The sequence below is a fragment of the Dokdonella sp. genome (assembly GCF_036518555.1).
In the GTDB taxonomy this organism is placed as follows: Bacteria; Pseudomonadota; Gammaproteobacteria; order Xanthomonadales; family Rhodanobacteraceae; genus Dokdonella_A.
In genome coordinates this window covers 1-12,121 of sequence record NZ_DATDMY010000079.1, presented here as the reverse complement: position 1 = coordinate 12,121, position 12,121 = coordinate 1, and the positions used below count along the sequence as shown (strand labels likewise).

The 12,121-nt window shown below is 66.3% G+C and carries 6 protein-coding genes, 7 tRNA genes and 1 pseudogene; 1 reads left to right on the top strand and 13 read right to left on the bottom strand.

What is annotated here, in order from left to right:
- Nucleotides 1–1,159 (top strand): annotated as a pseudogene (locus VI238_RS05110) (hypothetical protein); the annotation flags it as partial.
- Between the two features lie 367 nt (nucleotides 1,160–1,526).
- On the opposite strand, the gene VI238_RS05105 reads toward VI238_RS05110, so the two are convergent.
- The 13 genes from VI238_RS05105 to VI238_RS05045 all read right to left on the bottom strand — a co-directional run bounded on the left by VI238_RS05105 (nucleotide 1,527) and on the right by VI238_RS05045 (nucleotide 11,422).
- Entirely contained in the window at nucleotides 1,527–3,461 is a 1,935-nt protein-coding gene (locus tag VI238_RS05105) for a SurA N-terminal domain-containing protein (protein WP_331649131.1), read from the bottom strand.
- A gap of 226 nt (nucleotides 3,462–3,687) precedes the next feature.
- Nucleotides 3,688–3,762, bottom strand: a tRNA-Val gene (locus VI238_RS05100).
- A gap of 49 nt (nucleotides 3,763–3,811) precedes the next feature.
- Nucleotides 3,812–4,099 carry an HU family DNA-binding protein gene (locus VI238_RS05095; protein ID WP_310735126.1) on the bottom strand — a complete coding sequence of 96 codons (288 nt, stop codon included), beginning with the start codon at nucleotides 4,097–4,099 and terminating at the stop codon, nucleotides 3,812–3,814.
- Between the two features lie 291 nt (nucleotides 4,100–4,390).
- The gene (gene lon / locus VI238_RS05090; protein ID WP_331649128.1) at nucleotides 4,391–6,850 is read right to left on the bottom strand and encodes an endopeptidase La; all 2,460 of its coding nucleotides are present in this window, start codon (nucleotides 6,848–6,850) and stop codon (nucleotides 4,391–4,393) included.
- Between the two features lie 128 nt (nucleotides 6,851–6,978).
- Nucleotides 6,979–8,256: an ATP-dependent Clp protease ATP-binding subunit ClpX gene (gene clpX / locus VI238_RS05085; RefSeq protein ID WP_331649126.1), complete on the bottom strand. Its 1,278-nt coding sequence runs from the start codon at nucleotides 8,254–8,256 to the stop codon at nucleotides 6,979–6,981.
- A 114-nt stretch (nucleotides 8,257–8,370) separates the two neighbouring features.
- Nucleotides 8,371–9,009 carry an ATP-dependent Clp endopeptidase proteolytic subunit ClpP gene (gene clpP, locus VI238_RS05080; RefSeq protein WP_331649124.1) on the bottom strand — a complete coding sequence of 213 codons (639 nt, stop codon included), beginning with the start codon at nucleotides 9,007–9,009 and terminating at the stop codon, nucleotides 8,371–8,373.
- A gap of 23 nt (nucleotides 9,010–9,032) precedes the next feature.
- Nucleotides 9,033–10,310, bottom strand: coding sequence for a trigger factor (gene tig, locus VI238_RS05075; protein ID WP_331649122.1), 1,278 nt, complete (start codon nucleotides 10,308–10,310; stop codon nucleotides 9,033–9,035).
- A 232-nt stretch (nucleotides 10,311–10,542) separates the two neighbouring features.
- A tRNA-Leu gene (locus VI238_RS05070) sits at nucleotides 10,543–10,627 on the bottom strand.
- A 66-nt stretch (nucleotides 10,628–10,693) separates the two neighbouring features.
- Nucleotides 10,694–10,769 (bottom strand) — tRNA-Lys (locus tag VI238_RS05065).
- Nucleotides 10,770–10,796: 27 nt separating this feature from the next.
- Nucleotides 10,797–10,873: transfer RNA gene (locus VI238_RS05060), tRNA-His, on the bottom strand.
- An 84-nt stretch (nucleotides 10,874–10,957) separates the two neighbouring features.
- Nucleotides 10,958–11,034: transfer RNA gene (locus tag VI238_RS05055), tRNA-Arg, on the bottom strand.
- A gap of 68 nt (nucleotides 11,035–11,102) precedes the next feature.
- Nucleotides 11,103–11,179: transfer RNA gene (locus tag VI238_RS05050), tRNA-Pro, on the bottom strand.
- Between the two features lie 166 nt (nucleotides 11,180–11,345).
- Nucleotides 11,346–11,422: transfer RNA gene (locus tag VI238_RS05045), tRNA-Arg, on the bottom strand.
- Between the last annotated feature and the right edge of the window lie 699 nt (nucleotides 11,423–12,121).

Genomic DNA, 12,121 nt, shown 5'->3' with positions numbered 1-12,121 from the left:
GAACGCGGCGCCGAACCGGACGCCACTGCAGACGTTCGGGCGGCGCCTGGCCTGGTTCAACGACTACACGCCGGAACAGTCCGATTCGCTCTACCCGACCGACGGCACCACCGACGACAACTTCTACGGCGCGCTCGGCGTACCGGCGTACACGATCGAACTCGGCGTCGACTTCTTCGAGTCGTGCAGCACATTCACGTCCAGCACCTACCCGGACAATTTCGCGGCGCTGAGATACGCCGCGCGCGCGGCCGCCGCGCCGTATCGCCTGCCGACCGGTCCCGACGCGTACGGCATAACCGCGACCACGCCGGCGACCGGAGCCGGTGGACTCTACACGACGGTGGCGGCCACCATCGACGACGTGCGCTACAACCAATCCAACGGCACCCAGACGACCTACACCATCGGCGCAGCCAATGCGTACGTCGATCGATTGCCGTGGGAACCCGGCGCCGTACCGATCGCGCTCTCGCCCGTCGACGGCGCGTTCAACGCCAAGACCGAAGCGGTACGCGGCAACGTGGCCCTCGCGGGCCTCGCCTCGGGTCGTCACATCATTTACGTGCAAGGCGTGAACACCGCGGGCGGCGGCAGCGGAACACCGGGTACGCCGAATGCGGTGTTCGTGGACGTTCCAGTCGTTCCGACCACCGTGACCGCCACGCCCGAGGTCATCGGCGATGGCACGATCGATCCGTCGACGCCGCAGTCGGTGACGTCGGGCACCACGCTCACGTTCACGGTCACGCCCGGCGTCGGCCAGCACGTGGCGAGCGTCACGGGCTGCCCCGGCACGTTCGCTGCGCCGACCTACACGGCGGGCCCGCTGCTGTCGGACTGCACGCTGACCGCGACGTTCGAGCCGGAGCAGTTCACGATCGGCGGCACGGTCGCAGGACTCGCCGTGGACGGACTCGTGCTGTCGCTCAACGGCGGCGCGCCACTCGACGTGCCGGCGGGCGCGACGGACTTCGCGTTCCCGGACACGTTGCCGTACGGCTCGAACTATGCAGTCACGGTCGCGACGCAACCGACGATCCAGACCTGCGCGATCACCCATGGCGACGGCACCGTGGATGCTGCCGTCACGGACGTCGTAGTGACCTGCGGCCCGAACCAGATCGACCTGATCTTCCGCGATGGCTTCGAGCCCTGAAGTGCGCGCACGCCATCATCGGGTGGCGATCCGGCGGACACTCGAGCGCTCACGCGCGACCGCGCCGGTGGGTCCGTCGGAACCCCGATCGCGCCACGGCCGGTAGGCAATCCGGCGCGGCGACGCCTGTTCCGCGGCGGCTGTCGAAGCGCGGGGCGCGCGAGGGGCAACCGTCGGGGATGCACCCGTCGCGCGCGTGCGGCGCTGCCCTCGGCGCAACGGCTCGGCCAGGTCCGCCGCGTCGCGGCCGCGGACCGCGAGCCATCGCTTTCCGGCGCGACCGCCGCTCCCTCATCCCGCGAGCGCTCGCTCGAAACGAAAAGGCCGCGCACGAGCGCGGCCTTCTCTCCATCGCGAACGGACGGCGTTACGGATTCTGGTCCTGCAACTTGCCTTCCGAAATCGATATCTTGGTCGCCTTGCGCACGGCGTCGACGAATTCGCGCGTGACCGAAGCCGACACCTGCTGCTGCAAGGTATTGCGCGCGGCTTCGCGCGTCTTCGCGTCGAGCTTGGACGGGTCGCCGTCGGTCACGGCCGTCAGCTGCACGAGCGCGTAGCTGTCGCCACCGAGATCGACGAGGCGGTAACTCGGCTTGTCCTGCGCGGGTTTCGGCATCGAGAACACCGCGGACACCAAGCGACTGTCGAGCGTCGCGGCATCGCGGCCGATGCCCTTCTGCTCTTCGAGCTTGAGGTGGTCCGAAGCCGCCAACGCATCGAACGTCTTGTCCTTGCCGAGCTGCGCGAACAGCGCGTCGGCATGCTCCTTCGCCTGCTTGCTCGTGCGTTCGGCGACGATGCGCGCGCGCACGGCGTCGCGCACCTCGGCGAGCGGCTTCGGCGTCGCCGGCTTGTGCTCGGCGATGCGCAGGACCGCGATGTGGTTGGGACCGAGGTCGACCGGGTCCGAGTTGTTGTTCTGCACGAGCACGCCGTCGCTGAAGGCGGCCTTCGCGAAGGCCGGATTGGCGGCGATGCCCTGGCCGCCCGTGCGCGCGAACAGGTCGGTCTTCTGCACCGTGAGGCCGAGTTCGGTCGCGGCGGTCTCGAGCGTGGACGGATTCTGGTAGGTGAGCTCGGTGAGCCGCCCCGCCTTGTCGGAGTAGACGCGCTCGCGCTCGCCGTCGGCGTATTCCTTCAGCAGCTCCGGCTTGACCTCCTCGAAGCTGCGCGTCTTGCCCGGGCGCACGTCGCGCAATTCGATGATGTGATAGCCCTCGGCCGTCAACACCGGCGCGGAAACCTGCCCTTTGGCGAGCGAGAACAGCGCATTCTCGAACGCCTCTTCGGTCGCGCCGCGATCGAGCCAACCGAGATCGCCGCCCTGGTTCTTCGAGCCGAGATCGGCCGACTCCTGCTTCGCGAGCGTCGCGAAATCCTTGCCGTCCTTGAGCTGCTGCTCGATCGCTTCGGCCTTCGCGAGCGCCGCCTTCTGGTCTTCCGGCGCGCCCTTGCCGCCCACCTTGACGAGGATGTGCGAGGCAAGGCGCTGTTCCGCCGTGACGTAGCGCGACTTCGCCTTCTCGTAGCGTTCCTTCAGCACGCTGTCGTCCGGCTTCTCGTCGATCTCGAGCTTGGATGCGTCGAGTTCGAGGTACTCCACCGCGACCCGCTCCGGCACCATGAACTCGGCCTGGTGTTGCTTGTACCAGGCCTCGATCTCATCGTCCTTGATCTCGCCTTCGGCCGCTGCGGGCTTGTCGAGTTTCGCGTAACGGAAATCGCGCGTCTGGTCGCGCAGGCGCAGGTACGCGTCGACGTCGCTGTCGGTCGCGATCGCGGTCGCCGCGATCTGCGTCGGCAGCAAGCTGCGGCCGATCTCCTTGCGCATCTCGTCTTCGAACGACTGCGGGCTCATGCCGTTCGCGGCAAGCACCTGCTTGTACTGCTCCGCGTCGAAAGACCCCTCGTTCTGGAACGCAGCGACCTTCCGGATCTCGTTGCGCAGGCGCTCGACCGGAACGACGAGGCCGAGCTGGTCGTTCGCCTCGAGCAGCACCTTCTCGTTGACGAGGTCGTCGAGCACGCGATGCTTGTACGCAGGCGTCTGGAACATCGACGCATTCACGTTGGCGCCGAACTGCTGCTTCATGCGCTGCATTTCGAATTGAACCGCGCGGTTGTAGCGCTGGGTGAACTCCTGCTCGCTGATGGAACTGCCACCGACCTTCGCGACATCGGAATTCGTGTTCGCGACGAAATACGACTCGATGCCGAAGAACGAGAAGCCGATGACGATCACCCCGAGGACGATCTTCACGAACAAGCTGGATTTCTTTCCGCGCAGAATCTGCAGCATGGATTGGGAACCTGTCTGATGGAGACGGTACGGGGTGTCGGCCGGACCGGAGGAGCGATTTTACGCGGTCACGGACGCCGCGCGGGACCATTCCCGACAAGACGACGGCGCCCGAGGGCGCCGTCGCTGGATGGCGGGATCGCGGCAGGCGGCCGCCAGCCGTGGAACCCGCTCGCGCATCCCCATCGCGCGGAAGCGTGGCGGCCGCAGGGCCCGCTCGGCTTACTGGTGGGTGCTGAGGGTTTCGAACCCCCGACCCTCGCCTTGTAAGGGCGACGCTCTACCGCTGAGCTAAGCACCCGTGTCGTCGTCGTGGACGCGGCGACGCGCCGCGGCCGCGTGGTCCTGCGTCAGTTCAGCGCGTCCTTGAGGGCCTTGCCGGCCTTGAACGCGGGAACCTTGGAAGCCTTGATCTTGATCGTCTCGTTCGTGCGCGGATTGCGACCCGTGCGCGCGGCGCGCTTGCGTACCACGAAGGTGCCGAAACCGACGAGCGAAATCGACTCCCCGGCCTTGAGCGTCTTCTTCACCACCTTGAACATCGCCTCGATGGCGCGCTCGGCGTCGGCCTTGGTCAGTTCGGAGGCATCCGCGATCGCGGCGACAAATTCGGCTTTATTCATGTAGGACTCCCGCACGGGGCACGCGCCCCGCAGAAAATGATCGAGTCGAAACGCGCATGGGCGGAGGTGGAACACCTCGGGTCAGCGCGTCTCGGTACCCCGCAATCGCCCGGACGGCTGCGTCACCTGGATCGCGGCGCGCTCTTTATACCAGTGCCCCCAAGGCCACGCAACACGATATGGAGCGCGGATTTGCAGGAAATTCGCGTGCTTGCGCGCGATGCAACGACATTCATGCCAGGCAGCTGCGCCTCGCCATGGCACGAGTGAAGGCGGCACCGCGTGCACCGCCTTCATCGCGAAACCTCAATGGGGGCGCACGCCCGTCTCGGCAGGGTGCTCCTCGCGCGCGATCGGCGCTTCGCCTTCGGCCTTCGAGGCCGGCGCGAGCGGACGTTCGAGCGCGATGTCGAGCACCTCGTCGATCCAGCGCACGGGATGGATCTCGAGCGACTGGGTCACGTTCTTCGGGATGTCGACGAGGTCCTTGCGGTTCTCTTCCGGAATGATCACCGTCGTGATGCCGCCGCGATGCGCAGCGAGCAGCTTCTCCTTGAGACCACCGATCGGCAGCACGCGTCCGCGCAGCGTGATCTCCCCGGTCATCGCGACCTCGGAACGCACGGGCACCTTGGTCAGCGCCGACACGAGCGCGGTGCACATCGCGATACCGGCGCTCGGGCCGTCCTTGGGCGTCGCACCCTCGGGCACGTGCACGTGGATGTCGAGCTTCTGGTGGAACTCCGGATCGACGCCGAGCCGACCGGCGCGCGCGCGCACGACACTGAGCGCGGCCTGGATGGACTCCTGCATCACGTCGCCGAGCTGGCCGGTGTGGATGAGCTTGCCCTTGCCGGGCACGATCGTCGCCTCGATGCTGAGCAGGTCGCCGCCGACCTCGGTCCAGGCGAGCCCGGTCACGAGGCCGACCTCATTCTGTTGCTCGGCACGACCATAGGTGAACTTGCGCACGCCGAGGTAATCGTCGAGGTTCCTCGCCGTCACGCTGACCTTGCCGCGCTTGCGCTCGCCGCCCTTCTTGGCCGCCTTCGCCGCAGCGAGGCTGAGTTCCTTGACCACCTTGCGGCAGATCTTGGAAATTTCGCGGTCGAGGCTGCGCACGCCTGACTCGCGCGTGTAGTAGCGCACGACGTCGCGCAGCGCTTCCTCCGACACGGACAGCTCGGCCGCCTTGAGGCCATTCGCCTTGAGCTGCTTCGGCACGAGGTAGCGTTGGGCGATGTTGAGCTTCTCCTCCTCCGTGTAACCCGGGATGCGGATGATCTCCATGCGGTCCGCGAGCGCCGGCGGGATATTGAGCGAGTTGGCGGTCGCGATCCACATCACTTCGGACAGGTCGACGTCGACCTCGAGGTAGTGGTCGTTGAACGTGTGGTTCTGTTCCGGATCGAGCACCTCGAGCAACGCCGCGGACGGATCGCCGCGGAAGTCCATCGACATCTTGTCGATCTCGTCGAGCACGAACAGCGGGTTCTTCGTCCCGGCCTTGGCGAGATTCTGGATGATCCGCCCGGGCATCGAGCCGATGTACGTGCGGCGATGACCGCGGATCTCCGCTTCGTCGCGCACGCCGCCGAGCGACATGCGGATGAACTTGCGGTTGGTCGCCTTCGCGATCGACTGGCCGAGCGAAGTCTTGCCGACACCGGGCGGACCGACGAGGCAGAGGATCGGGCCCTTCATCTTGTGCACGCGCTGCTGCACGGCGAGGTACTCGAGGATGCGCTCCTTGACCTTCTCGAGACCGAAGTGATCCGCATCCAGCACTTCCTCGGCTCGCTTGAGGTCGCGGCGCACCTTGGTCTTCTTCTTCCACGGCACGCCGAGCAGGCAATCGATGTAATTGCGCACGACGGTCGCCTCGGCCGACATCGGCGACATCTGCTTGAGCTTGTTCAGCTCGGCCCGTGCCTTCGCCTCGATCGGCTTGGGCATGCCCGCGGCGGCGATCTTGCGCGCGAGTTCCTCCAGTTCGTTCGGCGCATCCTCGATGTCGCCGAGCTCCTTCTGGATCGCCTTCATCTGCTCGTTGAGGTAGTACTCGCGCTGGCTCTTCTCCATCTGCGACTTCACACGGCCGCGGATGCGCTTCTCGATCTGCTGCACGTCGATCTCGCCGTCGACGAGGCCGACCAGCAATTCCTGTCGATCGGCGACGTCGACGGTTTCGAGCACGCGCTGCTTCTCGGCGACGCGCACCGCGATGTGCGCGGCGATCGTGTCGGCGAGGCGCGACGGGTCTTCGATCCCGGCCAGCGTCGACATGAGCTCGGGCGGGATCTTGCGCGACAGTTTCACGAGCTGCTCGAACAGGCTCGTGAGCTGGCGACCGATGACCTCGATCTCGCGCTCGCCGCGCGTATAGCTCGCTTCGAGCACCCGCGCATGCGCGACCATGAGGCCGTCGCGCTCGCCGAATGCGGCGATTTCCGCGCGATCGGTGCCCTCGACGAGCACCTTGATCGTGCCATCGGGCAGCTTGAGCAGTTGCAGGACGCTCGCGATCGTCCCGATCGTGTAGAGGTCGCCCGCTGCGGGCTCGTCGACGTCCGGGCTGCGTTGCGCGACGAGCAGGATCTTCTTGTCGTCGGCCATCGCGCTTTCGAGCGCGCGCACCGATTTCTCGCGCCCGACGAACAACGGGATGACCATGTGCGGGAACACGACCACGTCGCGCAGCGGCAGGACCGGCAACTCGACCGGGTCGTGGGGGGTCTTCGGGAGCTTGCTCGGCTTGTCGGTCATCGGACTTGAAAATAAACGGTGGCGAAACGGGGTTTCGCGGAAACACGAACGGCAGCGTGGACCCACGCTGCCGTATCGTCAAGTGAGGATGTGCGACGCGTTTTGCAAGAGCGCGGCGCGCGCCGGCGTCATTCCGAGGCAGCGCGCGTCTGCATGTTGCCGCGGTAGATGAGGTAGGGCTCGGCCTGGCCGTTGATGACGGCCTCGTCGACGACGACCTTGCTCACGTGCTCGAGCGACGGCAGGTTGAACATCGTGTCGAGCAACACCTGTTCGAGGATCGTGCGCAGGCCGCGCGCGCCGGTCTTGCGCTTGATCGCCTTGCGGGCGATCGCGGACAGCGCGTCCGGGCGAAACTCGAGTTCGACGCCTTCCATCTCGAACAGCTTCTTGAACTGCTTGGTGATCGCGTTCTTCGGCTCGGTCAGGATCTTGACCAGCGCGGCTTCGTCGAGCTCCTCGAGCGTCGCGACCACGGGCAGTCGACCGACGAACTCGGGGATGAGGCCGAACTTGATCAGGTCTTCCGGCTGCACGTCGGCGAGCAGTTTGCTCGCGTCGGCCTGGCGGTCCTTGCTGCGCACCTCGGCGTTGAAGCCGATGCCGGTCGCTTCCGAGCGCTGCAGGATGATCTTCTCGAGCCCGGCGAACGCACCGCCGACGATGAACAGGATGTTCTTGGTGTCGACCTGCAGGAATTCCTGTTGCGGATGCTTGCGCCCGCCTTGCGGGGGCACCGAGGCGACCGTGCCCTCGATGAGCTTGAGCAGCGCCTGCTGCACGCCTTCGCCCGACACATCGCGGGTGATGGACGGGTTTTCGCTCTTGCGCGAGATCTTGTCGATCTCGTCGATATAGACGATGCCGCTCTGCGCCTTCTCGACGTCGTAGTCGCACTTCTGCAGCAGCTTCTGGATGATGTTCTCGACGTCTTCGCCGACGTAGCCGGCTTCGGTCAAGGTCGTCGCGTCGGCGATCGTGAAAGGCACGTTGAGCAGGCGCGCGAGCGTGTCGGCGAGCAGGGTCTTGCCCGAGCCGGTCGGACCGACGAGCAGGATGTTCGACTTCGCGAGTTCGACGTCGTCGTTGCGGCTGCGCGTCTCGAGTCGCTTGTAGTGGTTGTACACCGCGACCGCGAGCACCTTCTTCGCACGTGCCTGCCCGATCACGTACTGGTCGAGCACGTCGAGGATCTCGGCCGGCTTGGGCAGGTCGCTGCGCGCGCTGGCCGCCTTCTCCTCGAGCTCCTCGCGGATGATGTCGTTGCACAGCTCCACGCATTCATCGCAGATGAACACGGACGGACCCGCGATGAGCTTGCGCACCTCGTGCTGGCTCTTGCCGCAGAACGAGCAGTAGAGGATCTTGCCGTTGTCGCCCGATCGGCTTTGCCGGTCGTCAGTCATGCTCCGCCTCGGAGTGTCGCCGCAATTGCCGGCGCAGGATAGCACAGCGCGGCCGGACCCTCGGTCCGGCCGCGATCGATGTAAGGAACCGTGAAGTGGCGCAGATTCGCGGGATCAGGCCGGGGGCGCCGGGGCTTCGCCCGGACGGCGGTCGAGCACCGCGTCGATCAGGCCGTACGCCTTCGCATCCTCGCCGCTCATGAAGCGATCGCGCTCCATGTCGCGCTCGATCTGCTCGAGCGCCTGGCCGGTGTGCTTGACGTAGATCTGGTTCAGGCGGCCGCGCAGGTAGAGGATCTCGCGCGCCTGGATTTCGATGTCGGTCGCCTGGCCCTGCGCGCCACCCGACGGCTGGTGGATCATCACGCGGGAGTTCGGCAGCGCATAGCGCTTGCCCTTGGTACCCGCGGTCAGCAGCAGCGACGCCGCGCTGCAGGCCTGGCCGACGCACATCGTGCTCACGTCGCAGCGGATGTACTGCATGGTGTCGTAGATCGCGAGGCCCGCGGTGACGACGCCACCGGGGCTGTTGATGTACAGGTTGATGTCCTTGTCCGGGTTCTCCGACTCGAGGAACAGCAACTGCGCGACCACGACATTCGCCATGTAGTCGTCGATCGGCCCGACCACGAACACGACGCGCTCCTTGAGCAGTCGCGAGTAGATGTCGTAGGCGCGCTCGCCACGCGAGGTCTGCTCGACCACCATCGGGACGAGGTTGAGACCGGTGGCGGGGGTGATCAGGCTGGACATGGCATTCTCCTGGCGCCGGCCGCTCAGGCGCCCGGCCGCATGACGTCGTTGAAACTGAGCTGCTGTTCGCTGCACTTGGCGTGGTCGGCCAGCCACTCGACGACCTGGTCCTCGATCACGCGGTTCTGCAGCGCGCTCATCAACTGGGGGTCGCGCGAGTAGAGTTCAACGACCTGTTCCGGCTCTTCGTAGGTGGAGGCGATCGTCGCGAGCGCCTCGCTGACGCGGCGCGAGTCGAGGCGGATGTCGTTCTGGCGCGCAAGTTCGCCGATGAGCAGGCCCGCGCTGACACGACGTCGCGCGGTCGGCAAGAACTGCCCGACCGCCTCGGGACTCTGCAGGCCCGCCTGGCGCGCGAGCTGGCGCGCCTCGTTCTCGACCATGCCCTGCGGCAGCTCGAGCTCGGGGTGCGCCTCGACGAGCTTCTCCAGCGCGCCGGCCTTGAGACGCCCCATCAGCACGCCCTTGAGCTCGCGCTCGAGGTTCGCGCGGACGTCCTCGCGAAAGCGCGCGAGTCCGCCTTCCTTGACCCCGAAGCTTGCCGCGAACGCCTCGTCGACCGGCGGAAGCTGGGCTTCCTGCACGCGCACGAGCTTGACGGCGACGTCGACGGACTTGCCGGCGAGCGCAGGCGTGCGCACCGCCGTCGGGAAGTCGACGTGGGTGGTGAATTCATCGCCAGCCTTGTGGCCGGCGAGCTTGTCCTCGAGTTCCTTCGAGTAGGCGCCCGAGCCGAGCACGGCGCCGACGCGGTCGGTGCCGCTCTCCGGGTGACGAAAGCCTTCAGCCTCGGCGGCGAACTCGAACAGCACCATGTCGCCGTCCTTCGCCGTGCGCTCGACCGCGTGCCAGGTGCGGCGCTGCAGTCGCAGCGTCTCGATCATCTGGTCGATGTCCGCGTCGGTCACGCTCGCGACCGGTTTGACGATCTCGAGCCCGCTCACGTCGAGCTTGCCGATCTCCGGCAGCACCTCGAAGGTGGCGGTGTATTCGATCTCGCCGTTCTCGGGGCGCCCTGTCGTCGCGATCGACGGCTGCACGGCCGGGCGCAGCTTCTCCTGCGTGACCGCTTCCTGGAAGCTCGAGCCGATCATCTCCGACAGCGCCTCGTTGCGGATCTGGCTGCCGTAGCGCTGCTCGATCACCTTGGCCGGCACCTTGCCCGGGCGGAAGCCCTTGAGGCGGGCACTGCGCCCCATCTCCTGGATACGCGAACGCACCGTCTCCTCCAGGCGCTGGGCGGGAAGGCGAACGGTGAGCTTGCGGCCGAGCGAACCGACGTTTTCGATCGAGACTTGCATGGTGTTCCTCAGGATCAGTGTGCAGTTGGCGAGACCGCGCATCCGGTCGCGGCTCGCTGAAAAACGGTCGCGGCATCACGGCGCCACGTTTTTCGCTTCACGCGCTCGCGCGCTCGATGCGGCGGCACGTCCCGTGCCGATGCCTTCCTCCCGACCCGGCTGCGGACGTCACGAAGCGCCGCTGGCTGGGTCGCCCCAGGCGGTCGCTGCGTCAGGCACGTTGCGGAGGAAGTGGTGCGAAAGGAGAGACTCGAACTCTCACGGGTTGCCCCGCCAGAACCTAAATCTGGTGCGTCTACCAGTTTCGCCACTTTCGCCCGGACCGGCCTGTCGCCCGCGCGAAGGCTCTTCCGGGAGCCGGCGCGCTCGCGCCAGGGGAAAAATGGTGGGCCGTCTAGGACTCGAACCTAGGACCAAGAGATTAAGAGTCTCCTGCTCTACCAACTGAGCTAACGGCCCGCTTCTTCTAAAAATTGTAACGAAAGTTGGGGTGGACGAGGGGACTCGAACCCCCGACAACCGGAATCACAATCCGGTACTCTAACCAACTGAGCTACGCCCACCACTGAAGCTGTGCACACCGGCAACACACCGCCGCGCAACACCTCGTTGCAGGCTTCCATCCCGCCGTAGAACCGAACGGCGGATGGCACGCCCGACAGGACTCGAACCTGCAACCGTCGGCTTAGAAGGCCGATGCTCTATCCGGTTGAGCTACGGGCGCATCGACAGCCGCATTGTCACAGGCTCCGGCGCCTGGCACTGCGCCGGTCACGCTGCCCCGCGAGCAGATGGTCGGGGTAGAGGGATTCGAACCCCCGACATCCTGCTCCCAAAGCAGGCGCGCTACCAGACTGCGCTATACCCCGTCGAGCCTGCCCTCGCGCCTTACCAGCCGCGACGAAAGGATCGCCGATGGTACGAAGCACCGCCCTTGGCGTCAATCCGGAGCTGCCGCGCAGCCGTCCTTCGCCACGCGATGAACCGGACTCCTGCATAAACAAAAAGGGTGCCGAAGCACCCTTCGAGTACAAGTGGCGCGCCCGGAGAGATTCGAACTCCCGACCACCAAGTTCGTAGCCTGGTGCTCTATCCAGCTGAGCTACGGGCGCATTGCAACCTGTGTTCCGTCGCCGCGGCGGCGGTCGCCTAGGATACCACTTCGGCGAATCCGTCGAAACAGCGTCGGAAGGCGCGCGATTATTCTGATCGCGATGCCATGCGTCAACCTTTTTCTGCAATATTCGTCGCGAAAGGTCGAGTGTCTGCGCAGATGTGGTCATTCCCTGCGCAACCGACTGCGCGTGACGACGGCATCGGATCCGCGTGCTCGCGTAGCCAACCGCACACCGGTGCTGGGCGCGGTCTGTCCGCTCCGATCACCGGCGCCGCCGCGCGCGAACACCCAGTCGGCCGTCGCCGACGGCGCACCGCCCCGCGGAGTTCGAGTGCCAGCAGCTCACCGTTCGTCCTTGCGTCGGCGCAACGTGCTGCCCCAAGTAGCTTCGCAAGGCCGCCGACGCGGTTCGCATTCGACTCCGCTCGCTGCGGTCACCGCGCACACCCTGAGCCTGCCTCCTCCGCGCTGCGCGCTACGTGGCCAGCCGCTGCGCGGCTGTTCCGATTCGATCCAGGCGAACCGGTCACTGCGAAGGCATGGATTCCGAAGCGAACAGCGACGAAGCCGCTGGCCCGAAGGGCGAAGGGCGGGACGCCCGGAGTCAACCGGCGCCTTCTGCGAAGGCGCCGGTTCTCCACCCTGCACGGTCCCCCAGTAACGCAAAACGCCCACTGGAGCTGAGCGCCTCGGC